This window comes from Streptomyces sp. NPDC090445 (assembly GCF_044769385.1).
Lineage (GTDB): Bacteria > Actinomycetota > Actinomycetes > Streptomycetales > Streptomycetaceae > Streptomyces.
In genome coordinates this window covers 389,020-416,005 of sequence record NZ_JBIVXV010000004.1, presented here as the reverse complement: position 1 = coordinate 416,005, position 26,986 = coordinate 389,020, and the positions used below count along the sequence as shown (strand labels likewise).

At 71.5% G+C, this 26,986-nt stretch carries 23 protein-coding genes; 15 read left to right on the top strand and 8 right to left on the bottom strand.

The window, feature by feature from the left end:
* Positions 1-127: 127 nt before the first annotated feature.
* A complete protein-coding gene (locus ACIQUT_RS12810) occupies positions 128-709 on the top strand; it encodes a Uma2 family endonuclease (protein WP_403562325.1) in 582 nt (193 codons plus the stop codon).
* A gap of 112 nt (positions 710-821) precedes the next feature.
* On the opposite strand, the gene ychF is transcribed toward ACIQUT_RS12810, so the two are convergent.
* Positions 822-1,910, bottom strand: coding sequence for a redox-regulated ATPase YchF (gene ychF / locus ACIQUT_RS12805; RefSeq protein ID WP_403562323.1), 1,089 nt, complete (start codon positions 1,908-1,910; stop codon positions 822-824).
* Between the two features lie 135 nt (positions 1,911-2,045).
* On the opposite strand from ychF, the gene ACIQUT_RS12800 reads away from it, so the two are divergent.
* Positions 2,046-2,564 (top strand): DUF6542 domain-containing protein, encoded by a 519-nt coding sequence (locus ACIQUT_RS12800; protein ID WP_403562321.1) that lies wholly within the window; start codon positions 2,046-2,048, stop codon positions 2,562-2,564.
* 60 nt (positions 2,565-2,624) lie between these two features.
* On the opposite strand, the gene ppgK is transcribed toward ACIQUT_RS12800, so the two are convergent.
* Both ppgK and ACIQUT_RS12790 read right to left on the bottom strand, forming a co-directional pair.
* On the bottom strand, positions 2,625-3,386 hold the full coding sequence (ppgK, locus tag ACIQUT_RS12795) for a polyphosphate--glucose phosphotransferase (RefSeq protein ID WP_403562319.1): 762 nt from the start codon (positions 3,384-3,386) through the stop codon (positions 2,625-2,627).
* A gap of 21 nt (positions 3,387-3,407) precedes the next feature.
* Positions 3,408-4,415 carry a 4-hydroxy-3-methylbut-2-enyl diphosphate reductase gene (locus ACIQUT_RS12790; protein WP_403562317.1) on the bottom strand — a complete coding sequence of 336 codons (1,008 nt, stop codon included), beginning with the start codon at positions 4,413-4,415 and terminating at the stop codon, positions 3,408-3,410.
* Positions 4,416-4,682: 267 nt separating this feature from the next.
* Between ACIQUT_RS12790 and xseA the strand changes: the two genes are divergently transcribed.
* From xseA to ACIQUT_RS12775, 3 genes are all read left to right on the top strand, one after another.
* Positions 4,683-5,933: an exodeoxyribonuclease VII large subunit gene (gene xseA, locus ACIQUT_RS12785; RefSeq protein WP_403562315.1), complete on the top strand. Its 1,251-nt coding sequence runs from the start codon at positions 4,683-4,685 to the stop codon at positions 5,931-5,933.
* 49 nt (positions 5,934-5,982) lie between these two features.
* Positions 5,983-6,204, top strand: a complete 222-nt coding sequence (locus tag ACIQUT_RS12780; protein WP_403562313.1) for an exodeoxyribonuclease VII small subunit — start codon at positions 5,983-5,985, stop codon at positions 6,202-6,204.
* A 113-nt stretch (positions 6,205-6,317) separates the two neighbouring features.
* Positions 6,318-6,908, top strand: a complete 591-nt coding sequence (locus ACIQUT_RS12775; protein WP_403562311.1) for a malonic semialdehyde reductase — start codon at positions 6,318-6,320, stop codon at positions 6,906-6,908.
* A 231-nt stretch (positions 6,909-7,139) separates the two neighbouring features.
* On the opposite strand, the gene ACIQUT_RS12770 is transcribed toward ACIQUT_RS12775, so the two are convergent.
* Positions 7,140-7,655, bottom strand: a complete 516-nt coding sequence (locus ACIQUT_RS12770) for a DUF4245 domain-containing protein (RefSeq protein WP_403562514.1) — start codon at positions 7,653-7,655, stop codon at positions 7,140-7,142.
* Positions 7,656-7,914: 259 nt separating this feature from the next.
* Here ACIQUT_RS12770 and glpX point away from each other — a divergent pair, with 259 nt between their 5' ends.
* Positions 7,915-8,946: a class II fructose-bisphosphatase gene (glpX, locus tag ACIQUT_RS12765; protein WP_403562309.1), complete on the top strand. Its 1,032-nt coding sequence runs from the start codon at positions 7,915-7,917 to the stop codon at positions 8,944-8,946.
* Positions 8,947-9,105: 159 nt separating this feature from the next.
* Here glpX and ACIQUT_RS12760 read toward each other — a convergent pair whose 3' ends face one another.
* Entirely contained in the window at positions 9,106-9,507 is a 402-nt protein-coding gene (locus ACIQUT_RS12760) for a WhiB family transcriptional regulator (protein ID WP_385422903.1), read from the bottom strand.
* A 172-nt stretch (positions 9,508-9,679) separates the two neighbouring features.
* On the bottom strand, positions 9,680-10,384 hold the full coding sequence (locus tag ACIQUT_RS12755; protein ID WP_403562307.1) for a DUF1707 domain-containing protein: 705 nt from the start codon (positions 10,382-10,384) through the stop codon (positions 9,680-9,682).
* Positions 10,385-10,535: 151 nt separating this feature from the next.
* Here ACIQUT_RS12755 and ACIQUT_RS12750 point away from each other — a divergent pair, with 151 nt between their 5' ends.
* The 7 genes from ACIQUT_RS12750 (at position 10,536) to ACIQUT_RS12720 (ending at position 21,324) form a co-directional block, all read left to right on the top strand.
* A complete protein-coding gene (locus ACIQUT_RS12750) occupies positions 10,536-12,227 on the top strand; it encodes a fumarate hydratase (protein ID WP_403562305.1) in 1,692 nt (563 codons plus the stop codon).
* Between the two features lie 87 nt (positions 12,228-12,314).
* The gene (locus ACIQUT_RS12745; protein ID WP_403562303.1) at positions 12,315-14,162 is read left to right on the top strand and encodes a hypothetical protein; all 1,848 of its coding nucleotides are present in this window, start codon (positions 12,315-12,317) and stop codon (positions 14,160-14,162) included.
* A gap of 209 nt (positions 14,163-14,371) precedes the next feature.
* Positions 14,372-15,136: a glycerophosphodiester phosphodiesterase gene (locus tag ACIQUT_RS12740; protein ID WP_403562301.1), complete on the top strand. Its 765-nt coding sequence runs from the start codon at positions 14,372-14,374 to the stop codon at positions 15,134-15,136.
* 138 nt (positions 15,137-15,274) lie between these two features.
* On the top strand, positions 15,275-15,865 hold the full coding sequence (locus ACIQUT_RS12735; protein ID WP_403562299.1) for a hypothetical protein: 591 nt from the start codon (positions 15,275-15,277) through the stop codon (positions 15,863-15,865).
* Positions 15,866-16,284: 419 nt separating this feature from the next.
* Positions 16,285-17,703 carry a class II fumarate hydratase gene (locus ACIQUT_RS12730; protein ID WP_403562297.1) on the top strand — a complete coding sequence of 473 codons (1,419 nt, stop codon included), beginning with the start codon at positions 16,285-16,287 and terminating at the stop codon, positions 17,701-17,703.
* A 103-nt stretch (positions 17,704-17,806) separates the two neighbouring features.
* Positions 17,807-18,502, top strand: coding sequence for a DUF402 domain-containing protein (locus ACIQUT_RS12725; RefSeq protein WP_403562296.1), 696 nt, complete (start codon positions 17,807-17,809; stop codon positions 18,500-18,502).
* A gap of 923 nt (positions 18,503-19,425) precedes the next feature.
* A complete protein-coding gene (locus ACIQUT_RS12720; RefSeq protein ID WP_403562512.1) occupies positions 19,426-21,324 on the top strand; it encodes a SpoIIE family protein phosphatase in 1,899 nt (632 codons plus the stop codon).
* Positions 21,325-21,544: 220 nt separating this feature from the next.
* On the opposite strand, the gene ACIQUT_RS12715 is transcribed toward ACIQUT_RS12720, so the two are convergent.
* Entirely contained in the window at positions 21,545-23,803 is a 2,259-nt protein-coding gene (locus ACIQUT_RS12715) for a transglycosylase domain-containing protein (protein WP_403562294.1), read from the bottom strand.
* Between the two features lie 233 nt (positions 23,804-24,036).
* Between ACIQUT_RS12715 and ACIQUT_RS12710 the strand changes: the two genes are divergently transcribed.
* Entirely contained in the window at positions 24,037-24,945 is a 909-nt protein-coding gene (locus ACIQUT_RS12710; protein WP_403562293.1) for an SPFH domain-containing protein, read from the top strand.
* Positions 24,942-25,214: a hypothetical protein gene (locus tag ACIQUT_RS12705; protein ID WP_403562291.1), complete on the top strand. Its 273-nt coding sequence runs from the start codon at positions 24,942-24,944 to the stop codon at positions 25,212-25,214. The genes ACIQUT_RS12710 and ACIQUT_RS12705 overlap by 4 nt, the downstream gene beginning before the upstream one ends.
* 133 nt (positions 25,215-25,347) lie before the next feature.
* Here the strand turns inward: ACIQUT_RS12705 and ACIQUT_RS12700 are convergent, their stop codons facing one another.
* Positions 25,348-26,850 (bottom strand): DUF2079 domain-containing protein, encoded by a 1,503-nt coding sequence (locus ACIQUT_RS12700; protein ID WP_403562289.1) that lies wholly within the window; start codon positions 26,848-26,850, stop codon positions 25,348-25,350.
* Positions 26,851-26,986: the final 136 nt, after the last annotated feature.

Here is a 26,986-nt window from a genome sequence, read left to right as displayed (position 1 = left end):
GGTACACGTTCGACCCCGCTTCGGGCCCCGCCGCGCTGCGCCCGCTCCCGGCCGGCCGCCGCGGCCCGCACCGTCCCCGATGCTCGAACGCTCTCCGGCCTGAGCCGCGGGCCGCTACCGTGAAGCCATGACCGCACTGCCCGACTGGATGCGCCCGCCTCGCGCGGAAGGCTGGTTCGCGGAGGACCTGGACCGCCTCCCCGAGGCGCCACGCCACACCGAGCTCATCGACGGAGCCCTCGTCTTCATGATGTCGCCCCAGAGGTGGTGGCACGGCCACCTCGTCACCATGCTCACGGTCGCACTCATGGAACAGGTGCCCACCGACACCAGAGTCGGCCGCGAGATGACCATCAAGCTGGATCCGCGCAACCGTCCCGAACCGGACCTGCTGGTGACGACGGCCGACTTCGACGGTGACCGTACCTGGTTCGCACCGGAGGATGTCCGGCTCGTCATCGAGGTCGTCTCACCCGAGTCCGCACATCGCGATCGCACGGTAAAACTCCGCAAGTACGCGGAGGCCGGCATCCCGCACTACTGGTGCATCGAGGACGAGGACGGGGCGCCCGTGGTTCACGTCTACGAGCTCGACGAACCGACCGGCGCCTACGCGCCGGCCGGAATCTTCCGGGGCACCCTCCAACGCCCGGTGCCCTTCGAGATCAGCCTGGACCTCGACAAGCTCACACCGCCGCGCAGCAGCTGAAAAGTCAGCGCCAAGTCGGCACGGGAAGGCAGAAGGGGTCGGACTCGCTCACGTCCGACCCCTTCTGACCTGCATATTTGACCAAGCTATCTCACATGCGGCAACGAACCGACTACACGTTGAAGCGGAATTCGACGACGTCGCCGTCCTGCATGACGTAGTCCTTGCCCTCCATGCGGGCCTTGCCCGCGGCGCGGGCCTCGGCGACCGATCCGCACTCGACCAGGTCGGCGAAGTGGATGACCTCGGCCTTGATGAAGCCCTTCTGGAAGTCGGTGTGGATGACACCGGCCGCCTCGGGGGCCGTGGCGCCCTTCTTGATGGTCCAGGCGCGGGCTTCCTTCGGGCCGGCCGTCAGGTAGGTCTGGAGGCCCAGGGTGTCGAAGCCGACGCGGGCCAGGGTGGCCAGGCCGGGCTCCTCGGCGCCGACGGACTGGAGGAGCTCCATGGCGTCGGCCTCGTCGAGCTCGGCGAGGTCCGCCTCCAGCTTGGCGTTCAGGAAGATCGCCTCGGCGGGGGCGACCAGGGTGCGCTGCTCGGCCTTGAAGGAGTCGTCCGTCAGCTCGTCCTCGTCGACGTTGAAGACGTAGAGGAACGGCTTCGTCGTGAGGAGGTGCAGGTCGTGGAGGAGCTCGGCCTTGTCGGAGCCCTGGACGATGCCCTGGGAGAAGAGGGTGTCGCCCTTCTCCAGGATCTCCTTGGCCGCCTCGACGGCTGCGACCTTCGGGGCCGTGTCCTTCTTGATGCGGGCTTCCTTGGCCAGGCGCGGCAGGACCTTCTCGATGGTCTGCAGGTCGGCGAGGATCAGCTCGGTGTTGATCGTCTCGATGTCGTCCTTGGGCGAGACCTTGCCGTCGACGTGGACGACGTTCTCGTCCTTGAAGGCGCGGATGACCTGGCAGATCGCGTCCGACTCGCGGATGTTCGCGAGGAACTTGTTGCCCAGGCCCTCGCCCTCGCTCGCGCCGCGGACGATGCCGGCGATGTCGACGAAGTCGACGGTCGCCGGGAGGATCCGCTGCGAGTTGAAGACCTCGGCCAGCTTGGCCAGGCGCTCGTCGGGGACGCCGACGACGCCCACGTTGGGCTCGATGGTGGCGAACGGGTAGTTGGCCGCCAGTACGTCGTTCTTGGTCAGGGCGTTGAACAGGGTCGACTTGCCGACATTCGGCAGGCCGACGATTCCGATCGTGAGCGACACGTTGGCGACTTCCCGTAGCTGGAGGGGGCGGCGGCCCGGGAGCGGGCCACCGGACAGTTTACTTTCCGATGAGCGGGTCGCGTTGTACGCGTGTCCCCACGGCGATAGCGCACCCGGCCCGCCTAGTTTTGGGGGGTGGAGCACTACAGGACGCGTTCGGCCCCTCACCACTCGCAGCGGCAGCAGCCCCGGCGCCCCGGCGGTGTGCCCGCCCAGGGCGGCGGCGGGCGGCCCCGGCCGGCTGCCGTGCGCAGGCTGCCGCGGCCGCGGCTGACCGGGCTCGGCGGCGGGCTGTTCGCGTGCGTGTCCATGACGCTCGTCGCCGGGCTGGCCTGGCTGCTGTTCGACGGCTCGCTGTTCGTGTACGGGCTGCTGTTCGTGCCCGTCGCGGCCGCGACGGCGCTGTGGGTGCGGCCCGCCGACCTGATCACCGCGCCGATCGCCGTGCCGATCGCCTTCGCCGTCGGGGTGTGGCCGATCTCCGGCGACTCGGGCGGGTTCGGCGCGCAGGTCATGGGCCTGGTGTCGGCCCTGTCGCTGCACGCCGGCTGGCTGTACGGGGGGACCCTGGTCGCGGCGCTGATCGCCGCCGTACGGAAGGCCGTGCTGATCGGGCGCCGCCGCCTCCCCCGCCGGGCTTCCCAGTCCTCGTAGTCCTGGTAGTCCTCGCAGTCCTCGCAGTCCTGGTCGTCCTCGTCGTCCTCGTCGCCGCCTTCACCGGTCCTTGCGGTCCGCCGGCCCCGGGGCCGCCGCCATCGCCGCGCCGACGATGCCCGCGTTGTTCTGGAGTTCCGCCGGGACGATCTCCGCCCGGATGCCGTCGATCAGCGGCAGGAACTTCTCCGGTTTGCGGCTGACGCCGCCGCCCAGGATGAACAGGTCCGGCGAGAACAGCATCTCCACGTGCGCCAGGTACCTCTGGAGCCGGCGCGCCCAGCGCTCCCAGGTGAGGTCCCCCTCCTCCTTGGCGCGGACCGACGCCCGCTTCTCCGCGTCGTGGCCCTTGAGCTCCAGGTGGCCGAGCTCCGAGTTCGGGACGAGCCGCCCGTCCGTGAACACGGCGCTGCCGATGCCCGTGCCCAGGGTCAGGAGGATGACGGTGCCGGCGCGGCCGCGGCCGGCGCCGTACGTCATCTCGGCGATCCCGGCGGCGTCGGCGTCGTTGAGGACGGTGACCGGGCGGCCGTCCAGCTGCCGCGCGAGCAGGGCGGCGGTGTCGACGCCGATCCACGACGCGTCCATGTTGGCCGCCGTTCGGGTGACGCCGCCGGTGACGACGCCCGGGAAGGTCACCCCGACGGGGCCGTCCCAGTCGAAGTGGCGGACCACCTCGACGACGCAGCCGGCCACCCCGTCGGGGGTGGCCGGCTGCGGTGTCAGTACCTTGTGGCGCTCCTGTGCCAGGCCGCCGCGGTCCAGGTCCACGGGCGCGCCCTTGATCCCGGTACCGCCGATGTCCACACCGAAGATCTGCATGGACTCACGGTACGGAAACGGCTACTCGTCTGCGACCAGTGCGGCGGCCTCCGACCGGAGGTCGCGGCGCAGCTCCTTCGGCAGGGAGAAGGTGATGGACTCCTCGGCCGTCTTGACGATCTCCACGTCCGCGAAGCCGCGCTCGGCGAGCCACTCCAGGACCTGCTCGACGAGCACCTCCGGCACCGAGGCGCCCGAGGTCAGGCCGACCGTGCTGACGCCGTCCAGCCAGGCCTCGTCGATCTCGCTCGCGAAGTCGACGAGGTGCGCGGCCCGCGCGCCCGCGTCCAGCGCGACCTCGACCAGGCGGATCGAGTTGGAGGAGTTCTTGGAGCCGACGACGATGACCAGGTCGGAGTCGCCGCCCATCGCCTTGACCGCGGCCTGCCGGTTGGAGGTGGCGTAGCAGATGTCGTCGCTGGGCGGGGAGACGAGCAGCGGGAACTTCGTCTTGAGCGCGTCGACGGTCTCCATGGTCTCGTCGACCGACAGCGTGGTCTGCGAGAGCCAGACGACCTTGGACTCGTCGCGGACGGTGACCTTGTCGACGTCGTCCGGGCCGTCGACGATCGTGATGTGGTCCGGGGCCTCGCCGGAGGTGCCGATGACCTCCTCGTGGCCCTCGTGGCCGATCAGGAGGATGTCGAAGTCCTCCTTCGCGTACCGGATGGCCTCCTTGTGGACCTTGGTGACCAGCGGGCAGGTCGCGTCGATCGTCGCGAGCCGGCCGCGCTCCGCCTCCTCGTGCACGACCGGGGCCACGCCGTGGGCGGAGAACATGACGATGTTGCCCGGGGGGACCTCCTCCGTCTTCTCGACGAAGATGGCGCCCTTCTTCTGCAGCGTCTGGACGACGTACTTGTTGTGCACGATCTCGTGCCGGACGTAGACCGGCGCACCGTACTGTTCGAGGGCCTTCTCGACAGCGATCACGGCTCGGTCGACGCCCGCGCAGTAGCCGCGGGGGGCGGCGAGCAGGACGCGGCGGGAAGCAGGACCAGGGGCGGCGGCAGCACTCATGCGGTCCATCGTACGGGGGCCCGGCGAGGCCGTACGCCGCCCGTTCGGCCCGGCCGCCGGGGCCGCGCCGGGCGTCCGTGTCGTGTGTCCGTGTTGTGCGTCGTGTGTCCGTGTTGTGCGTCCGTTCCGGGTGTCCCCCGCAGGGACGACGGCGGTAACGACGGATTCCGGTTCCGGGCGCGGTGGCGGCCGTCGCGGTGACCGCCCGGACGTCCCGGCGGGCGTGATCGGGGCGGCCCCGCAGACGCTGTCGGTCCCGGCGGCTAGCCTGCCTGCATGGGTCTGAATACGTCGGCCGACGCGCCGCTGCCAGTCGGTCAGGTGTCCCGGCTCATCGGGGGCTGGATCGACCGGCTCGGCCAGGTCTGGGTGGAGGGGCAGATCACGCAGCTCTCGCGGCGGCCGGGGGCGGGCGTGGTCTTCCTGACGCTGCGCGATCCCTCGCACGACATCTCGCTGAGCGTGACCTGCTTCCGGCAGGTCTACGAGGAGGTCGCGGACGCCGTCACGGAGGGCTCGCGGGTCGTCCTGCTGGCCAAGCCCGAGTGGTACGCGCCGCGCGGCCAGCTGTCGCTGCGGGCCACCGAGATACGGCCGGTCGGCATCGGCGAGCTGCTCGCCCGGCTGGAGCGGCTCAAGCGGTCGCTGGCCGCCGAGGGGCTGTTCGCGCCGGACCGCAAGAAGTCGCTGCCGTTCCTGCCGCAGCTGATCGGGCTGGTGGTGGGGCGGGCGTCGGCGGCCGAGCGGGACGTCCTGGAGAACGCCCGGCGCCGCTGGCCGGCGGTCCGCTTCGAGGTGCGCAACGTCGCCGTGCAGGGCGTGCACGCGGTGCCCCAGGTGATCCAGGCGGTCAAGGAGCTCGACGCCCTGGACGAGGTCGACGTGATCATCGTGGCGCGCGGCGGCGGCAGCGTGGAGGACCTGCTGCCGTTCTCCGACGAGGAGGTCGTCCGGACGGTCGCGGCGGCCCGTACGCCGGTGGTCTCGGCGATCGGGCACGAGCCGGACTCGCCGCTGCTGGACCTCGTCGCGGACCTGCGCGCCTCCACCCCGACGGACGCGGCGAAGAAGGTCGTCCCGGACGTCGGGGAGGAGCTGGAGCGGGTGCGCCAGTTCCAGGAGCGGGGGCTGCGCGCGGTGCGCGCCCTGCTCGACCGGGAGGAGCGGGGGCTCGCGCACGCGCTGGCGCGGCCGGTGTTCGTCCATCCGCAGCGGATGGTGGAGACCCGGGAGGACGAGCTGGAGGCCCTGCTGGGGCGCAGCCGGCGCACGCTGGGGCACCTGCTGGACCGGGCGGACTCGGAGCTCGCGCACACCCTGGCCCGGGTGGTCGCGCTGTCGCCGGCGGCGACGCTGGAGCGGGGGTACGCGGTCCTGCAGCGCGCGGACGGGCACGTGGTGCGCTCGCCGCAGGACGTGGCTCCGGACGAGGTGCTGCGGGCACGGGTGGCCGAGGGCGAGTTCGCGGTTCGGGTCACCGATCCGGCCACCGAGCTGGCCACCGAGTCGGCCACCGAGCGGACATGACACATCTTCCCGTTGCACTGGCGGGCACGAGACCGGAGGCGGTACAGGAATGACGGAAACCGATACCTCGTTGGGGTACGAGCAAGCCCGCGACGAGCTCATCGAGGTCGTCCGGAAGCTGGAGGCCGGCGGCACCTCCCTGGAGGAGTCGCTCGCGCTCTGGGAGCGGGGCGAGGAGCTCGCGAAGGTCTGCCGGCACTGGCTGGAGGGCGCCCGCGCCCGCCTGGACTCGGCACTCGCGGCCCGCGAGGCGGCGGCGTCCGAGGAGTAGGGGCCGGGGGGAGTGATGCACGCCACTCACGGCCGGATTTAGTTGAAAGTTTGACCAAACTGGCCGTAGAGTCGGTGGCGACGCTCCACCCCCGTATGGAAGAAGGCTTTCCGATGTCCCTCGTTCTCGACACCGCCGCCCAGGACCTGCTGTTCCGCGAGGCCCGCACCACCAGCGCGTTCTCGGACGAGCCGGTGACCGAGGCGCAGGTCCAGGCGATCTACGACCTGGTCAAGCTCGGCCCCACCGCCTTCAACTCGACGCCTCTGCGCGTCACCCTGGTCCGCTCCCCCGAGGCCCGCGAGCGCCTCGTGGAGCTGATGGACCAGGGCAACCAGGCCAAGACCGCCGCCGCGCCGCTGGTCGCGATCCTCTCCGCGGACAACGAGTTCCACGAGGAGCTGCCGACCCTGCTGCCGCACTTCCCGCAGGCCAAGGACGCCTTCTTCAGCGAGCGCCCGGCCCGCGAGCGGGCCGCGCTGATGAACTCCGCCATGCAGGCCGCCTACTTCATCGTGGGCGTCCGTGCCGCGGGCCTGGCCGCGGGCCCGATGGGCGGCTTCGACCACGCCGGCATCCAGAAGGAGTTCCTGGACGACGACCACACCCCGCTGATGGTCATCAACATCGGCAAGGCCGAGGGCGACGTCCCGCACCCCCGCGGCCCGCGCCTGACCGCCGACGAGGTCATCACCACCGTCTGAGCCCCGAGCGCCCCGAGCCCCCCTCGGACGGCCGCCGCAGCGCCACGCGGAACGCAGAAAGGCCGTGCGCCCCGGAATTCCGGGATGCACGGCCTTTTCACCGTTCCGTGTGATGCGGTGATGCGCGAGCTGCGCGGGATGCGGGTGCGCGGGGTACACGGGATGCGCGGGGTACACGGGATGCGCGGGGTACACGGGATGCGCGGGGTACACGGGATGCGCCGGGGCTTGCTACCCGTGCTTGAACTCCAGGGCCGCCGCCATCCTGCCGAGGTCCTCGAACGGGGCCGTCCCGGTCACCACCGTGACGTGGCCCTGCTCGCGCCGCACGAGGGCGTCGTACTTCGCGCCGTCCCAGCGCTCCCACGCCACGTCGCCGACCTGCTGCGTCTCCCCGGTGGCCGCCGCCCTCTGGGTGACCCTGGAGAGGTACTTGCCCGAGACGTCGCTGGACTGCTCGATGGCCACGTACTGGCCGTTCGGGTCCAGGAAGCCCAGGTGCCAGGCGTTGGCGTCCCTGCGGTCGAAGGTGACGGACGTCGCCCGCCACTCGGCCGGCAGCCCCACCGGCGCCCCGACCGGGTACGGCGCCGCGCGCCGCGCCGTGATCGTCTCCACGCGGTAGTCCACCACGTGCGTGGGATCGGCCTTGTCGTCATGCGGGACGAAAATGTAGATGCCCGCGACGACGACGCCGATCACCGCCAGTGACCGGACCATGTCCCAGACCGTCTGCTTGCCCTTCATACCTGCCACGCCACCATCGTCCCCCATGGCCCCGGGCGATCACCGCCGGGGTGGGCGCGGCGCGCGCGGGCCCGTCCCCGAGGCCTCCGCACGCCCTCCGCACCGCCTCCGCGAGCCCTCCGCAAGACGTTCGCTCAGGACAACCCCCTGACCGATAATCCGCTCATACGTGCCCCGCCCTGCTCAGTTTGTCGATGTAGGGATAGAGTTCCAGCACCCTCACCTTCCCGGCCGTCGTCGTACAGAAAGGTGCGCTCCGATGACCGAGCACAACCTGCCGCCCCAGCTCGAAGTCGCCCCCGAGGCACCCGACCGCAACCTCGCCCTGGAACTCGTCCGGGTGACCGAGGCCGCGGCCCTGGCCGCGGGCCGGTGGGTCGGACGCGGGGACAAGATCGGCGCCGACGGCGCCGCGGTCAATGCGATGCGGACCCTGATCTCCACCGTCTCGATGAACGGCGTCGTCGTCATCGGCGAGGGAGAGAAGGACGAAGCCCCGATGCTCTACAACGGCGAGCGGGTCGGCGACGGCACCGGCGCCGAGGTCGACATCGCCGTGGACCCGATCGACGGCACCACCCTGAACGCCAAGGGCATGCCGAACGCCATCGCCGTCCTGGCCGCCGCCGACCGCGGCACCATGTTCGACCCCTCCGCGGTCTTCTACATGGACAAGCTGGTCACCGGCCCCGAGGCCGCCGACTTCGTCGACATCAACGCCCCCGTGTCGGTCAACATCCGCCGCGTCGCCAAGGCCAAGTCCATGGCGGTCGAGGACGTCACCGTGGTCATCCTGGACCGCCCCCGCCACGAGGGCATCGTCAAGGAGATCCGCGAGACCGGCGCCCGGATCAAGTTCATCTCCGACGGCGACGTCGCCGGCTCGGTCATGGCGGTGCGCGAGGGTACCGGCGTGGACATGCTGATGGGAATCGGCGGCACCCCGGAGGGCATCATCTCGGCCTGCGCCATAAAGTGCCTGGGCGGTGTCATCCAGGGCAAGCTGTGGCCGAAGGACGACGCCGAGCGGCAGAAGGCCCTCGACGCGGGCCACGACCTGGACCGGGTCCTGCACACCAACGACCTGGTGTCCGGCGACAACGTCTTCTTCGTCGCCACCGGCATCACGGACGGCGAGCTGCTGCGCGGCATCCGCTACCGCTCGGAGACCGCGACCACGTCCTCCCTGGTCATGCGCTCGAAGTCCGGCACGATCCGGCAGATCGACTCCACCCACCGCCTGTCGAAGCTGCGCGCGTACAGCGCCATCGACTTCGACCGCGCGAAGTAGGAGTCCGGCCCGCCCGGACCCGGGCCCGCCTGGGTCCGGGCCCGCCTGGGTCCGGGCGCCGGGTGCGAGCGCACCCCGCCGGCGACCGTGCCGGCACAGCGAGAGGGGCGGTTCCCGTGTGCGGCGGGACCGCCCCTCTCGCATGCGCGCGTACGGGCCTCAGCCCGCGGCGGCTATCGGCCCGGCTCCCGGCGCCGCCTGGCGCAATTCCGCCGCCCTGCGCCGGCGCCGGGCCAGCACCACCCGGCGCTCGGCCGCGGTGAGCCCGCCCCACACCCCGTACGGCTCGGGCTGGAGCAGGGCGTGCTCGCGGCAGGCGACCATCACGGGACAGCGGGCGCAGACCCGTTTGGCGGCCTCCTCGCGGGACAGCCGGGCCGCCGTGGGCTCCTTGGACGGCGCGAAGAACAGTCCCGCCTCGTCCCGCCGGCACACCGCCTCCGCATGCCATGGGCCGTCATCCTCCCGAGCAGGCACCCGCGCCTTCGGCACGGCGGCCGGACGTGCCTGAAGGGTCTGTACGGCGGCTACCTGCAGGGACTGATGCGGCGGATGCTGCACGGTCTACTCCTGACGACGGATACGCAAGCGAGAGACGATGCACCTGTCCCTACCCGCTGTACGCGGCCCTATGCACTGCGTGCGGCGCGCCCGGGGCCCGGGGAAAACTCGACCGAAATCCGACGCAGGAACGCGGCCGCCGCGCACCCGGGGGCGGCGCGGCCGGCCGCGGCTATCCGTGCAGGCGCTTGTGCAGCCTGTGGGCCAGGTCGACCAGGCGGGCGCCGAGCTTGGGGCGGGCCTCGATGTTGCCCAGCAGGGCGAAGCCGCGAATGATCACCACCGGGGCGTTCGGGTCCGTACCCGGCCGCCCCTCGCCGTGGACCTCGAAGTTGCCGAGGACGCCGCTGCCGTGGCCGCGCAAGGTGACGTTCTCCGGGACCAGGATCTCCACGTTCCCGAGCACGCACGCCACGTTGATCTCGGTGACCTGCTGTTCGAAGACGGCCTCGGTGAGGTCGATGGTGATGTCGCCCATGACGGAGACCGCGCGGGTCTGCGCCGCCGGCCGCCACCGCCCCTTGCGGGCGGAGCTGCTGCACACGGCGACCACCGTCTCGGCGGCGCCGGGCAGGCCGGCCGGTCCCGCCGGGGCGTGGCCCGCGGCGCCCGGCGCGTACGCGGACGACGCCGGGGCGCCGCCGGGCGCGGGCAGGTCCCGTACCAGAACGTCCAGTTCGGCGACGGTCTTCCGGGTGTACAGGGAGTCCAGGCGCTCGGAGTGCTCGTCCGGGGTCAGCCGGCCCTCGGCGAGCGCGTCGGACAGGATCTGCGCGATCCGGTCGCGGTCGGCGTCGGAGGCCCGCAGCCCGCCGGCGGCAGGGGCAGCGGGAGCGGCGGGAGCGGCAGGGCCTGCGGGGTGCTTTTCCATGTCCACGTCGACCAGCATAGCGAGACACGATAGATCGCGATAGTCGCTGGTGAGCCTTACCTCACAGACACATCCCCACAAGGAGGTCCTAGGCTGGTTGACCGCGCTGCCAAATCGGTCGTCAGCGCTGTCCGCCCGAGTGAGGATGACTGCCGTCATGCCAGAGTTTGCGTACACCGACCTGCTGCCCCTGGGCGAGGACACCACCCCGTACCGGCTGGTGACCTCCGAGGGCGTCTCGACCTTCGAGGCCGACGGCCGTACGTTCCTCAAGGTCGAGCCGGAGGCGCTGCGCAAGCTCGCCGAGGAGGCCATCCACGACATCCAGCACTTCCTGCGCCCGGCCCACCTCGCGCAGCTGCGGCGGATCATCGACGACCCCGAGGCCTCCGCGAACGACAAGTTCGTGGCCCTGGACCTCCTCAAGAACGCGAACATCGCGGCGGCCGGCGTCCTGCCCATGTGCCAGGACACGGGCACGGCGATCGTCATGGGCAAGCGCGGCCAGAACGTCCTCACGTCGGGCGGTGACGAGGAAGCGCTCTCCCGCGGCATCTACGACGCGTACACCAGGCTCAACCTGCGCTACTCGCAGATGGCCCCGCTGACCATGTGGGACGAGAAGAACACCGGCTCGAACCTGCCCGCGCAGATCGAGCTGTACGCGACCGACGGCGGCGCGTACAAGTTCCTCTTCATGGCCAAGGGCGGCGGCTCCGCCAACAAGTCCTATCTCTTCCAGGAGACCAAGGCGGTCCTCAACGAGGCCTCCATGATGAAGTTCCTGGAGGAGAAGATCCGCTCGCTCGGCACGGCGGCCTGCCCGCCGTACCACCTGGCGATCGTCGTCGGCGGCACCTCGGCCGAGCACGCGCTGAAGACCGCCAAGTACGCCTCCGCGCACTACCTGGACGAGCTCCCCACCGAGGGCTCCCCGCTCGGCCACGGCTTCCGCGACACCGACCTGGAGGAGAAGGTCTTCGAGCTGACGCAGAAGCTCGGCATCGGCGCCCAGTTCGGCGGCAAGTACTTCTGCCACGACGTCCGCGTGGTCCGCCTCCCCCGCCACGGCGCGTCCTGCCCGGTCGCCATCGCGGTCTCCTGCTCCGCCGACCGCCAGGCCGTCGCGAAGATCACCGCCGAGGGCGTCTTCCTGGAGCAGCTGGAGCGCGACCCGGCCCGCTTCCTCCCGGACACCACCGATACCGAACTCACCGGCGGCTCCGCCGCGGGTCTCTCGAACGGCGAGGTCGTGACCGTCGACCTCAACCGGCCGATGGACGACATCCTGGCCGAGCTGACCAAGCACCCGGTCAAGACCCGCCTCTCCCTCACCGGCCCGCTGGTCGTGGCGCGCGACATCGCCCACGCGAAGATCAAGGAGCGGCTGGACGCGGGCGAGGACATGCCGCAGTACCTCAAGGACCACCCGGTCTACTACGCCGGCCCGGCCAAGACCCCCGAGGGCTACGCCTCCGGCTCCTTCGGCCCGACCACGGCCGGCCGCATGGACTCGTACGTCGAGCAGTTCCAGGCGGCGGGCGGCTCCAAGGTCATGCTGGCCAAGGGCAACCGCTCGCAGCAGGTGACCAGCGCCTGCGGCACGCACGGCGGCTTCTACCTCGGCTCGATCGGCGGCCCCGCCGCCCGCCTCGCGCAGGACTGCATCAAGAAGGTCGAGGTCGTCGAGTACGAGGAGCTCGGCATGGAGGCGGTCTGGAAGATCGAGGTCGAGGACTTCCCGGCGTTCATCGTCGTCGACGACAAGGGCAACGACTTCTTCACCTCGCGTGAACCCGAGCAGCCGACGTTCACCAGCATCCCGGTACGCGGTCCCGGTCTGGCGTAACCCGGCACCCTCACACCCGCCGAGAGCTCCCGGCACCCGCCGGGGGCTCTCGTCGCCGTCCGCGCATGTCCGCCGATCGGCTCCGCGGTGGAGCAGATCAAGGCCGCGTGGCCCCCGCGATCGGCGGGCTGCGCCGACGGCCGGCCCGTAACCCGTCAGTCGATCGGTTGGCCGTCATGCCTGCCGCCGACGCAGATCCAAGAACCTGTGGTGGACTCGTACTCCACGGTTCCCCGGCCTTCAATGCACATCTGCCCGTCGACGGCGGGCACAGCAGCCTGCGCAACGGGGGCCACGGCGCCAAAAGCAGCCAATATGGCGGCGGCGATGAATCCGATAAATCGTGTACGCATCGGGACCTCCGACAAGGACGGCGGCACGGCCCTCACCAGCTTCGCCCCGCACCATGTCGAGGCACGCGCCGTGTTACTCCATTCGGGTGATGGCCGTGTTCCCCGTCGTTGCAAGCGGGACACCGCCGGGACGCGCGTTCCGGAGGCGTTCGCGCAAGTGCGGGGGCAGCCTGGCGCCATGGATGACAAGCCCGCGGTAGTCGTCGTAGGGCCACCGGATGACATCGGCTTGCGGAAAGTTGTGATCGACGGCAAGACCGAAGGCTACGTGTGGTGCCCCCACGAACTGCAGAAAGTCCTGAACAGTGCCGGTGTGGGACCCAGGTTCTGCATCGAATGGCGCGGCGGGGACATCACCGTCTGGCCGGCTCAAAAATGGGGACGCCGGATGAACGGCACCATCATGGCGGTTGGGTTCATGGTGACGGCCGTCGTTTGCGGCTGGATAGGCTTTCACGACACGTTTGACGCCCTCAGCTTCTCCGGCCGGGTCACGGGATTCCTCTTCCTGGTCATGGCCATCGTGGAAGCGGTCGCCTTCGCAGCCGTTTTCGACTATTGGCGCAAGCGGAAAATGAGGGCCTCGGGCCCTGCCCTCCTGCTCGGAGCATCGGTCGAATTTCTTGTCGGTGCGGTGCTGCTCTGGATGCACTTCAAATACAGGGGCTGGTCATTCACGCCGCACCTGCCGATCTGGGCAGTCATCATGGCCTGCGCCGTGTACTCTCTGGTCGTACTGATCCGCCGCCGGGTGTGGAAGGTGCTGCGCTATCCCGGGCGAATTGCGATCGGGGCGATCGGCTCCACTCTGATCGTCATCACCAACTTGGCATACACACAGGTCTACCTTCCCTCCATATCGCGTCCGTTGGTGCAGGCTTCCGCGGAGCTGGGAAAGCCGAGCATTGACCACAATTCAAAGGAAATGTACCTGCGGGTCCGCTTGCGCCTCAAGAATGCCGGTCAGGTTCCGGTCCACATCATCGGCAGCATCTACTGGATCCACGCCAAGCTCGCGAGCGACCCGAGAGACAAGTACAAACTGCTCAAACCCGGTGAGCTGGTCAAGCCGCCGGGACGGGAGTTGGGCCCGGAGGAGGAAATCTCCGAGGATGTGGTCGTCGAGATCAAAGACCCCGCGAAAATGACCTACGAAGCGCTCACGGCCCGGGTCGAGGCGTGGGTGATCAGGCAGGACAGAATGAAAATATCCGCCGACTACAAGGAGTCCGGAAAGTGGCGGGGTAAACTCGTGAAAGAAGGCAAGGACGACGACCCCCAGGCACCGCCGCCGACCGACAGGGAGTACTTCAGGTATCAGGCCTACATCTCCAACAGCAGCGAGCTCCTGAATGTGACTCGCGGCCGGGAGCGCGTGACCGTGTGGTGGGTTTACAGTCGCTGGCCGGCCGTCTATGCGGACATTTCGAGGCCCGGCGAAAAGAAGCGCTTCAATATCAAAGATCCCACTGAGCAACGGCAGGCCAATGAACGATACGGTCTGAAACTCGTGAGTGGTTCGATGTCCCAGACACCGTTCACGCAGCTGTTGAAGGAAGCTCAGGATCAGCGCCCGAAATGACCCTGCCCGCGGGCCGCACCACCCGGATCAGTCTCGGGCTGCCAGGGCGTGCAGCAGTTCCGCCTCGACCGGGGTTGCGTCGAGGCCGTGGTGGCACGCCTCGTGTCGGCAGGAGGAGCAGGGGCCGCAGTGGAGTGTCATCAGGTGTTCGGTCGCGTGTGGATGGTGCGGTACCGGTGGGTCCGTCGCAGCCGGTTAACGTCTCCCCTATGACACAGCTGCTCCCCACCGCCCGCGACGTGCGGGTCATCGCCCACCGCGGTGCCTCCCACGAGCACCCCGAGCACACCCTCGCCGCGTACCGGCAGGCGATCGCCGACGGCGCGGACGCGCTGGAGTGCGATGTGCGGCTGACCGCGGACGGGCGGCTGGTGTGTGTGCACGACCGGACGGTGGAGCGCACCTCGGACGGGCGCGGGGTCGTCTCCGCGATGACGTACGAGCAGCTCGCCGCGCTCGACTTCGGCCGCTGGAAGGGCGAGGAGCACCGGGGGGCGCAGGTGCTGCTCTTCGAGGACCTGCTGAAGGAGGCGCTGGCCGCGGACCGGCCCGTCGGGCTGGCCGTCGAGACCAAGCACCCCACCCGGGCCGGCGGCCGGCTGGAGGCCGAGCTGGTGCGGGTGCTGAAGGACCACGGGCTGGCCGACGGGGCCGACGGCCGCATCGAGGTGATGAGCTTCTCGCGGAACGCGCTGGTCAGGCTGAACCGGCTCGCGCCCGGGCTGCCCGCCGTCTATCTGATCGAGCGGGCCGTGCGGCCGCCGCGGCCGCCGTTCGCGGGGCATGCCGGGCCGGGGATCGACCTGGTGCGCCGGGATCCGGGGCTGGTGGCGCGGCTGAGGGCCAAGGGGCTGCGGGTGCGGGTGTGGACCGTGGACGAGTTCGAGGACGTCGAGCTGTGCCTGCGGCTCGGGGTGGAGACGATCATCACCAACCGGCCGCGCGAGGTGCGGGAGTACATCGACGCCCGCTGATCCCCTCCCTCCCCCTCGGCTCTGCCGATCGGCATACGGCGGCCGCCGGGGTCGGGCCGATCGGCAGATGGATGTCGGCCGGGGCCCGGGCCAGGCTTGTTCCGTAACCGAACGGAGCACCTGGTCAAGGGAGTTCAGATGAAGATCCGCAGCATGGTCCTGTCCGCCGCCGCGCTCGGCACCGTCGGCGCGCTGGTGGCGGCCGCGCCCGCGCCGGCCTCCGCGCCGCGCACCGCGGCCGTGCACGGGGCGGCGCGGGTGATGTTCGCGTACGCGCCGGACGGCGACGTGATCCGGTTCAGTGTGGACGCCGACTCGGCACCGTACACCCGGCCCGTCACGATCGAGGGGACCCCGCTGCCGGGGACGTCCGTGGACGCGAAGGGGAAGGTCACCGTCTACCACAAGCGGTCGGTCGACGGCGGCGTGGGGACGTCGGAGGCCGAGGTCGACTGCCTGATCACCGGCGACGGGGTGGCCACCGTCACGGCGATCGTGACGAAGTCGAACGTCGGTACGGTGGGAAACCGGATCGGTATCAGCGTGCAGGACGGCCGGCACGGCGCGCCCGACCGGCTGGGCTTCTCCTGGGGCACTGCCAACCTGAATCCGGGCGGCGCCACGGCCCTCGCCCCCGTCGGCACCTGCATGGCGCCGGCGCCGTTCACGACGGTGACCGAGGGCGGCTTCAAGGTGGCCTCCGCCCCGCTGCCGCCACTGCGCAACTGAGCAACTGAGCAACTGAGCACACACGTCCCCTGCACTGCCCGCGGCCCGCGGCCCGCGCCTCCGCGCCTCCGCTCCCCGCATGTGAACACCCGGCCCGGTCATCCGGCCGGGTGTTCGGGTCGTGCGCGGGGAGTGGCGGTCAGGCGAAGCGCCGGTTCGTGGAGCCGTGGCAGGGCCGGAGTCGGAGGGGGCCCTCGGCCGCCCGGAGTGGGCCAGGGGGGTGACGGCGGTGACGCCCCCGAGGCGGCCGCGAACGCCGGGGCGGCGGCGACGGTACATCTGAAGCCTGGGTGTCCTGCCTACGCGTGTCATGTACGCCTCCCCGAGTTCGGTGTCACCGCCGGCATGCACCGCTCGGCAGGGGAGACGGGAACACGTCCGACACGACGATTGCTCACCTTTCCGAGGAGGCCACGAACATGACGAACGATCAGCAAGACCCCGGCGGCCAGACCGGGCCGCACCGCATCGAGCACGACTCGATGGGCGAGGTGAAGGTCCCCGTCCACGCCAAGTGGCGGGCCCAGACCCAGCGCGCGGTGGAGAACTTCCCGCTCTCCGGGCAGCGCCTGGAGCGCGCCCACATCGAGGCGCTCGCCCGGATCAAGGCCGCGGCCGCGACGGTCAACGCGAATCTCGGGGTGCTCGACCGCGACCTCGCCGAGGCCGTCGTCGCGGCCGCCGCCGAGGTGGCCGAGGGCCGCTGGGACGACCACTTCCCCGTGGACGTGTTCCAGACCGGCTCCGGGACCTCGTCCAACATGAACACCAATGAGGTGATCGCCACCCTGGCCACCGAGCGGCTCGGCCGCGACGTGCACCCCAACGACCACGTCAACGCCTCGCAGAGCTCCAACGACGTGTTCCCGTCGTCCATCCACATCGCCGCGACCGCCGCCGTCACCCACGATCTCGTCCCGGCCCTGCGCCACCTCGAACTCGCCCTGGAGCGCAAGGCCGCCGCCTTCGCCGCGGTCGTCAAGGCCGGCCGGACCCACCTCATGGACGCCACGCCGGTCACCCTGGGCCAGGAGTTCGGCGGGTACGCCGCCCAGGTCCGCTACGGTGTCGAGCGGCTGGAGGCGGTCCTGCCCCGGCTGGCCGAACTGCCGCTGGGCGGGACGGCCGTGGGCACCGGGATCAACACCCCGGCGGGCTTCTCCGCGGACGTGATCGCCGAGGTGGCCGCCGCGACCGGGCTGCCGCTGACGGAGGCCCGCAACCACTTCGAGGCCCAGGGCGCCCGGGACGCGCTGGTGGAGACCTCGGGGATGCTCCGCACGATCGCGGTCTCGCTCACCAAGATCTGCAACGACCTGCGCTGGATGGCTTCCGGGCCGCGCACCGGATTGGCCGAAATCAATCTCCCGGATCTCCAGCCGGGGTCCTCGATCATGCCCGGGAAGGTCAACCCGGTCGTCCCCGAGGCCGTGCTGATGATCGCCGCGCAGGTGACCGGAAACGACACCGCGGTCGCGGTGGCGGGCGCCGCCGGCAATTTCGAGCTCAATGTGATGCTCCCCGTGATGGCCCGGAACCTGCTCGAATCGATCCGCCTGCTGTCCTCCGCGAGCCGCCTGCTGGCCGACCGCACCGTCGACGGCATCACCGCCAACTCCGCCCGGGCCAGGGAGTACGCGGAGTCCTCCCCCTCCGTCGTCACCCCGCTCAACCGGTACATCGGCTATGAGGAGGCCGCCAAGGTCGCCAAGCGGTCCCTCGCCGAGCGGAAGACGATCAGGGAGGTCGTCCTGGAGTCCGGCTACGTCGACCGGGGCGACCTGACCCTGGAACAGCTCGACGAGGCCCTCGACGTCCTGCGCATGACCCGGCCCTGAAAACGGTTCCGGCCAGGGGCCGGATCCGGTCGTTTCCCGCCCCCGAACCCCACCGTGACCTGCACCGCAGCGAGCGTACGGGCCCCCGCCCTAGTATCTGCGCATGACAGGTACCGGAGGCCGCGGGGGCGGCGAAGCACAGGGCAACCGCTGGCAGCCGGGGGAGCAGATCCTCTGGCGATACCGCGACCACGCCCCGGATCTGACGGGCGCGGTCCACATCTGCCGCCCGGTGACCGTGGTGCAGGACACCGCGGACGTGCTGGCGGTGTGGATGGCGCCCGGCACCGAGTGCGTCAAGCCGGTGCTCGCCGACGGCACACCGGTGCACGCCGAGCCGCTCGCCACCCGTTACACCGCGCCCCGCACCACCGTGCGCTCCCGCTGGTTCGGCGCGGGCGTGCTGAAGCTGGCCCGGCCCGGGGACCCGTGGTCGGTGTGGCTGTTCTGGGAGCACGGCTGGCAGTTCAAGAGCTGGTACGTCAACCTGGAGGAGCCGCAGTCGCGCTGGGCGGGCGGGGTCGACTCCGTCGACCACTTCCTGGACATCTCCGTCTACCCGGACCGTACGTGGAAGTGGCGCGACGAGGACGAGTTCGCGCAGGCGCAGCGGTCCGGGCTGATGGACGCCGGACAGGCCCTGCGGGTGCAGCAGGCCGGGCAGGACGCCCTGGGCGTCGTCAAGGCGTGGGGGGCTCCGTTCTCGGACGGGTGGGAGGACTGGCGGCCCGATCCGGCCTGGGGTGTTCCGGCCCTGCCCGATGACTGGGACCGCACTCCGGCGCATATGACCTCATGAGACCCTTGATGCGCCCCCGGGGTTGAACCGTAATATCTCCCTCCGCAAGGTCGCGTGCGGTTGCCGCACCCGGCCGCACGTCCGTAAATGTCGTGCCGGACGCGGAACTTGACTGGAGGTCAACGCCGGGGCGAGAGGGTAACGTGCGGGTGGGGCTCCCCGCCGACGAAGCCGGGGCGGGTGTCCCCTCCGGACGAAGCAGGGGGAGGAACCGCGGGGCGATGGTGTCCCCGCCGCTGAGCGGGTATACCGCGACTGACCGAGTTGAGTGCAGCGCACATCGAGCGCAAACGGACGGAATGCCACGCGTGACGGAGTACCCCACCCCGCAGGAGGGCCCGCAGCCTGCCGCAGCCGCCGCGGCACCGGCCCAGGGCGGCCCCGGCCTGCCCTCCTCCGCCGCCGGCGCCGCGGACGGGCGCGCCCGCGCCTCGGTCTCCGGCGGGTGCGCGGAGGAGCTGGGCCACGGGAAGGCTCCCGCCCCGGCCGCCGAGGGCGTACGCGGTGCGGCCGGGCCCGGCGCCGACCCGGTACGGGCGCACGCGGACTCCGCCGGCCGCGGCCCGGACGTCCCGCGCCCGCGCGACGGCGAGGCGGCCCCCGGTCAGGGCCCCGCGGCCGCACCCGCCCACGAGGAGGGCCGCCCGGCGGCGCAGGCCGCGCCGCGGGCCTCCCGGCGCCGGCGCGGCCGTACCCGGGACGCCGAGGCCGCCCGGGGCGCCGCGGCGGCCCGCGAGGGGCGCGAGGCGGACCAGTCGGCCGCTCAGGCACCGACGGACGCGACATCGGCAGCAGCAGCGACAACGGCCGGTGACGCCATACCGGCCCCGGTACGCCGCCGCGCGGCCGACGACGGCGGCACGGACACCGCCGCAGCCGGCCCCGCCGCCGGCTCCCTGTGTGCCGGACTCGACCCCGTCGACCTGGTCGACCCGGTCGATCCGGCCGACCCGGACGGCACCCCGCCGCCCGGCGCGCCCGACGGCCACGACACCACCACGGCGGAGGCAGCGGCGGCGGCAGCGGTCGGCACCGTGGTCTCGACCGGCACCGTCGAGGGGGCGCTCGCGCGCCGCGAAGGCGACCGGCTGCGGTTTGTCGGCGCCGCCACGCGCCGCATCGCCCGCGGCATCGACCTGGACGAGATCGTGCTCGGGCTGTGCCGGGCCACCGTGCCGACGTTCTCCGACGCCATCCTCGTGTACCTGCGCGACCCCCTCCCGGTGGGCGACGAACGCCCCGTCGGCTCGGTCGTTTTAAGGCTGCGACGTACCGACCGGCTCCGGCCGATCGACGACCTGACCGGAGCCGAGGGCGCCGGTGCCGCGGGGGGCGCCGGGGAGCTCGACTTCAGCCAGTTGCCGATGGTCGGCCCGCAGGGCGACCTGCCCGCGGCCGAGCTGTGCGAGATCCTGCCCGGCGGGGCGCTCGCCGAGGTGCTGCGCGGCGTACGGCCCGTCTTCGCGTCCTCCGAGGGCGCGCAGGAGGCGCTGCCGGAGCTGCTGGGCGCGGAGCACCCGGTTCCGCGCGGCCGGAGGGCCGTCCTCGCGCCGCTGCGCGGCCGGCGCCGGGTGATCGGTGCCGCGGTGTTCCTGCGCAGCCCCGAGCGGCCCGCGTTCGAGCAGAACGACCTGCTGGTCGCCGCCCAGTTGGCCACGCACACCGCGCTCGGCATCGACAAGGCCGTCCTGTACGGCCGTGAGGCGTACATCGCCGACGAGCTGCAGCGCACGATGCTCCCGCACAGCCTCCCCCAGCCCACGGGGGTCAGGCTGGCCTCGCGCTACCTGCCTGCGGCCGAGACGGCCCGGGTGGGCGGGGACTGGTACGACGCCATACCCCTGCCCGGCAGCCGGGTCGCGCTGGTCGTCGGCGACGTCATGGGCCACTCCATGACCTCCGCCGCGATCATGGGCCAGCTGCGGACCACCGCGCAGACCCTGGCCCAGCTGGACCTGCCGCCCGCCGAGGTGCTGCACCACCTGGACGAGCAGGCGCAGCGGCTGGGCTCCGACCGCATGGCGACCTGCATGTACGCCGTGTACGACCCGGTGTCGCACCGGATCACCATCGCCAACGCCGGCCACCCGCCGCCGGTGCTGCTGCACCTGGGCGGCCGGGCGGAGGTGCTCCGGGTGCCCCCGGGCGCACCCATCGGTGTCGGCGGCGTCGACTTCGAGGCCGTGGAGCTGGACGCCCCGGCCGGGGCCACGCTGCTGCTGTACACCGACGGGCTGGTGGAGTCCCGGCTGCGGGACGTGTGGACCGGCATCGAGCAGCTCCGCGAGCGGCTGGCCACCACGGCCCAGCTGACCGGGCTGGACCACCCGCCGCCGCTGGAGGCCCTCTGCGACGACGTCCTCGACATGCTGGGCCCCGGCGACCGGGACGACGACATCGCGCTGCTCGCGGCCCGCTTCGACGGGATCGCGCCCAGCGACGTCGCGTACTGGTTCCTCGACCCGGAGGAGACCGCCCCGGGGCGGGCCCGCCGGTTCGCCCGCCGGGCGCTGGCGCGGTGGGGCCTGGAGGAGCTTGAGGACTCGGTGGAGCTGCTGGTCAGCGAGGTGGTCACCAATGCCGTCCGGTACGCCGAGCGGCCGGTGACCCTGCGGCTGCTGCGGACGGACGTGCTGCGCTGCGAGGTCGGCGACGACTCCCCGCAGCTGCCGCGGCAGCGCCGGGCCCGGGAGACCGACGAGGGCGGGCGCGGCCTGTTCCTGGTCAACCGGATGGCCCGCCGCTGGGGTGCGACCCGGCTCAGCAGCGGCAAGGTCGTCTGGTTCGAGCTCCCGCTGCCGGGCGTCCACGACCGCCGCTGAGGACCCACGACCGCCACTGAGGGCCCACGGGGCCGCCGTTGAGGCCCACGGCCGCCGCCGGGGGCCCCCGACCGCCGTTGAGGGGCCACGGCCGCCGCTGAGCGCCCGCACAGCCCCTTCGTGCCCGCCGGACGCCGCCCGCACCGAAAAGGACCGCCGCCCCGCAGCTCGTGAGCTGCGGGGCGGCGGTCCTCGTTCGTGGCCCGTCCGACCTCCGGGTCTACTGGCTCTGGTTGTTGATCGGCGGCGGGATCGGCGGGGTCGCGCCGCTCTTGGTCGGGTCCGGCTTCGGCGAGTTGCTCTTGGTCGGGTCCGGCTTGCCCGTGCTCTTGCTCGGGTTCGGGTTCGGCGAGACCTTGCTCGGGTCCGGGCTGGGCGAGGTCTGGCTGGAGCTCGGCGACGGGCTGGTCGTGGCCGCGGAGGCCGACGGGGAGGCGCTGCGCGACGGGGCCTGCACGGGGCCCATGTCCGCCTCGGACAGGTCGAACTGCGCCGTGTTCACGCCCTTGAGCGCGGCCAGCGTGTACGCCTTCCAGATCTCCGCGGGGAAGCTGGAGCCGCCGGCGCGTCCGCCGCCCGCGGTACCGGTCAGGGTGGTCTGCTTGCCCGTTCCCGGCTCCTCACCGAACATCGCGACGACGGTCACGAGTTCGGGCGTGTACGCGGTGAACCAGGCGGCCACGTTGGACTCGGTGGTACCGGTCTTGCCGGCGGCCTCGTACGCGGAGCTCCGCACAGCCTTGCCGGAGCCCTCGTTGACGACGCCGGTGAGGACCTTGGTCACGGTGTCCGCGGTCTCGCGGGTGATGACCTGCTGGCCGGACTCGGGCTTCTTGAACTCGCGCTCGGCGTGCTCGGCCGACTTGATGATCGAGGGGACGACCTTCTTGCCGTGGTTGTCGAGGGTCGCGTAGACGGCGGCCATCTCGACGGTGTTGGCGCTCATGGTGCCGAGCGACATGGCCGGCTTGTCCTCGGGCCAGCCCTGGCGGTCCTTCATGCCGAGTTCGAGGGCCGTCTTCTTCGCGTTCGGCGGCTTCACGTCGACGATCATCTGGGCGTACACGGAGTTCACCGAGAAGTTGGTGGCCTCCGCCACCGACATCAGCGGGGTGCCGTAGTCCTTGTCGTCCTGGTTCTGCGGGTTGAACGGGATCTTGCTGCCGACGACGGCGCGCTTGCTGGTGCCGTCGTACAGCGCGTTCGGCGTGATCGGCTTCTTGTCCTGCGTGGTCGCCTTGTTCTCCAGGGCGGAGGCCAGCACGACCGGCTTGAACGTCGAGCCCGGCTGGAAGTCGCTGCGCAGCGCGTTGCTCGCCCAGTGGTCGGCCAGGCCGGTGCCGCCGTACATGGCGACGATGCCGCCGGTCTTGGGGTCGACGGAGGTGGCGCCGGCCTGCACGGCGGCGTCGACGGGCCGGCTCTTGCGGTCGAGCTGGGACTCCAGCTCGTCCTGGACGGCCTTCTCCAGCGCCGCCTGCTTCTTGGGGTCGATGTTGAGCTGGATCTCCCAGCCGCCCGCCTGGAGTTCGGCCGCGGTCATGTTGGTCTGGCGGCGCAGCTCGGCGTCCGCGGCCTGCTTCAGGTAGCCTTTCTGGCCCTCCAGGCCCGGGGCGGGCTTGGGCTGGATCGGCTGCTGGAACTTCAGCGTCTGGCGCTTGGCCTCGTCGAGCGCGCCCATCTCGACCATGTTCTGGAAGACGCCGTTGAAGCGGATGGTGACGAGTTCCTTGCCCTTCGGGCCGGCGGTCGCCCAGTCGTAGTCGCTGGGGGCCTGGAGGAGGGCCGCGAGGTACGCGCCCTGTTCCAGCGTCAGCTTCTCGACGTCGACGCCGTAGTAGGCCTGAGCAGCGGCCTGGATGCCGTACGCGCCGCGCCCGAAGTAGCTGGTGTTCAGGTAGCCCTCAAGGACCTGCTCCTTGGTCAGCTTCCGGTCGACCTTGAGGGAGATCACCAGCTCCTTGAGCTTGCGCGTGGGAGTCTGGTCCTGTGTCAGGTAGAAGTTCTTGACGTACTGCTGAGTGATCGTCGAACCGCCCGCGGCGCCCCTGCCGGTGGCCGTGCGGACCAGGCCGCGGGCCACGCCCATGAAGTCGACGCCGCGGTCCTGGTAGAAGGACTTGTTCTCGATGGCGATGAACGCCGTCTGGATCTCCTTCGGGACCTTCTCGATCGGGACGTTCTCGCGGTTCATCTCACCGACGCGGGCCATGAGGCTGCCGTCGGCGTACTTGTACGTGTTGCTCTGCTGGGTCGCCGTGGCGTTCGGGTTCGGCGGGTCCACGTAGAAGTACAGGCCGACGAGCGCCGCCATGCCGAGCAGCATCATCCCGAAGAGCGTCCCGAGGATCGTCTTCCAGGTGAAGAAGCGGCGTATGCCGGTGCGCTTGCCGGCCTGGCCCTTTCCGGTGGCGCGCTCGCGCGGCGCCCGCCGCGCGCTGCGCTGCTGCTGCGCTTTACGCGCTTCTGCTCGGCCCATCGCTCCCGCTCCGCTCGAATTCCCCCCCGACGTCAGCTGAAAAAGCTAACACCGCAGGTTGTGGCAAAGATCTGCCAGTCGTGAACAAAACCGTTCAATTCGGACGTGAGAATCAGCACCCACGTCAAGGGAACCGACGCACGTACGCACCCAAGGGTTGCGGTTACCTCGAAAAGTGATATCACTTTGCTAGGGCGTCCGATCGAGCGGACCAGCCGAAACGGGGGCATGCCATGACAGACACGACACAGGCCGAGACGGGCGTACGGGAGTTCCCCGCGCACAGCGTCGGCGGTGGACTCGCCCTGCTGGGCGGCCTGATGGGGTTCACGGCCGGGGTGCTGCTGATCGTCTTCGGCGCCGGCGGCGCATCCGGGACCCGGCTCCTCGGCCTGATCCTGCCCGGGGTACTGCTGGCGCTCCTCTCGCTGCTGGCGATGAGCGGACTGAACACGGTGGCGCCGGGCGAGGCGCGGGTGGTGCAGCTCTTCGGCCGCTACCGCGGGACCCTCCGCACCGACGGCCTGCGCTGGGTCAACCCGCTCACCTCGCGGGAGAAGATCTCCACCCGCGTGCGCAACCACGAGACGGCCGTCATGAAGGTCAACGACGCGTACGGCAACCCGATCGAGCTGGCCGCGGTCGTGGTGTGGCGGGTCGCGGACACCGCGCGCGCCACCTTCGAGGTGGAGGACTTCGCCGAGTTCGTGGAGACCCAGGCCGAGGCGGCGGTCCGGCACATCGCAATCGAATACCCCTACGACGCCCACGACGAGGGCGGGCTGTCGCTGCGCGGCAACGCCGAGGAGATCACCGAGAAGCTGGCCCTGGAGCTCGCCGCCCGGGTGGACGCGGCCGGCGTCGAGATCATCGAGTCCCGCTTCACGCATCTCGCGTACGCTCCGGAGATCGCCTCCGCGATGCTCCAGCGCCAGCAGGCGGGCGCGGTCGTGGCGGCCCGCAAGCAGATCGTCGAAGGGGCGGTCGGCATGGTGGAACTGGCCCTGACCCGCCTGCAGGAAGAGGACATCGTGGAGCTGGACCCCGAGCGCAAGGCCGCCATGGTCTCCAACCTGATGGTGGTCCTCTGCGGGGACCGCGCGGCCCAGCCCGTCGTCAACACGGGCACCCTCTACCAGTGAGCCCTTCCGGTGAGGCGGAGGACCCGGAGCGCGCGCCCGAGCCGAAGCGGGCCGCGCGCGCCGGTCGGCAGGCGCGCAAGCAGGTGCTGCTGCGGCTCGACCCGCAGGTGTACGAGGCCCTCGCGCGCTGGGCCGGCGAGGAACTGCGCAGCGCCAACGCCCAGATCGAGTTCCTGCTGCGGCGGGCCCTGGCCGAGACCGGCCGGCTCCCGGGCGGGGCGGCCCCGATCCCGCCGCGCGGCCGGCCCCGGTCGGGGCCGGGCCCCTGAGGACCCGGCCCGGGGCCGAGGCCCGAGCCGCCGACCGCGGCCCCGCGCCCGTACGCCGACTGCGGCCCCTGCGCCCGTACGCCGGCCCCCGCGCCCGCACGCCGGCCCCGGGCCCGTGCGCCTGCTGCCGCGCTCAGCGGGTGCGGCCGAGCAGGACGAAGCCGGACTCCTCGGCCACGGTGCGGTAGCCGCGGCTCTTGGCCCCGGCGAGCGCGATGGACTCGTCCAGCGCGTTCAGCGGCCAGCGCAGCTCGGGCACCACCCGGGTGTCCACCACGATCCACTCCGGGTCGGGCCGGCTGTCGGCCCAGCCGAACAGGCTGACGCTCGTCCGGTGGACCAGGTGCGGCACGAGGTAGTCGGAGGCCTGGACGGTGGCGCCGTCCGGGATCCGGTCCAGCACGTGGTGCGCGACCGCGACCCGGGGATCGGTCTTCCAGAAGGGCGGCTGGAGCAGCTGCCCCAGCGAGTGGCTCGGCAGCAGCACCAGGCACACACCGGCCGCGCCCAGCAGGTAGCGGCGCAGTCCCGCGGCGGTGGTGCCGCGCCGGTGGAGGGCGTCGGTGAATGCAGCGAAGAGGATCGGCATCAGGGTGAGGGAGTAGTGGAAGCCGGTCCCCCAGTGGGACGCGTAGTCGGAGACCCCCCGCCACAGCAGGGTCGGCACCGCGACCAGGACCAGCGGCGAGCGCAGGGCCAGGAACAGGGTCGGCGCCAGCAGCATCACCAGCGTCGCCACTTTGGTCTCGGGCGTGACGAGCCCGATGGTGGCCTTGTGGAGCAGCTGCCCGAGGCCTCCGCCGGCACCGCCCCCGCCCCCGTCCCCGCCGCCCAGGAAGTCGGCGTAGAAGTACGAGCCGCTCGGGTTGAGCGCCGGCAGCACCACCAGCATCGCCAGCACCATCCACGCCACCCCGGCCACGGCTGCCGCGATCCCGAGCCGGCGCCCGCCCTTGCCGGCGCGCCAGGCGGCCAGCAGGCCGATCGCGGCCACGGTGAGCCCCATGTCCTCCTTCACCAGCAGCAGCGGCAGCGCCCACAGCACGGCCGCCCGCAGCCGCCCCTGGCCCAGCGCGGCCAGTGAGCACGCCAGCAGCGGGACGGCGAAGGCCCATTCGTGGAAGTCGAAGCCGATCCCGCTCGCGAGGCCCCAGGAGAGCCCGTAGGCGAGCCCGAGCACCACGGCCGCGGCGGTGCCCAGCGCCCGGTGCGCCCACCGCATCAGCGGCAGCGCGCTCACCGCGACGAGGGCCGCCTGCGCCAGCAGCAGGGTGCGGGCCGACGGCCAGATCCAGTAGAGCGGGGCCAGCAGGGCCAGTACCGGGGAGAAGTGGTCACCGAGCAGGGGGAAACCGGGCCCTTTGACCTCGGAGACCGGCAGGTGCCCTTCCGCGTACGAGCGGACGGCCTGCTCGAAGATCGCCAGGTCGAAGCTGTGCGAGAGCAGCCGCTCGTGGGTGCGCAGGGACAGCGTCGCGTAGACGAGGAAGAGCCCCGAGACCGCGGCCCACATCCACCACGGGGGCGCGGACCGGCCGTCGGGCGGGGCGGCCGGCGCCGGCCGGCCGTCCGTCCGCGCCGGGGTGGCGGACTGCTGCGGCGGGAGCGCGGGGGTGTCCGCGGGAGGTGCGTGCATGGCGCGCCTTTCGGAAGTCGGGACCACTGAAAATCGGGGCCAATGCCCACAAAGTGCCAGCCGCCCCCGACCGCCGCACCGAGCCGCCGCTTCCGGCCCCCAAGTCCCTTCGAATGGCCGCAGAACCGCGCACCCA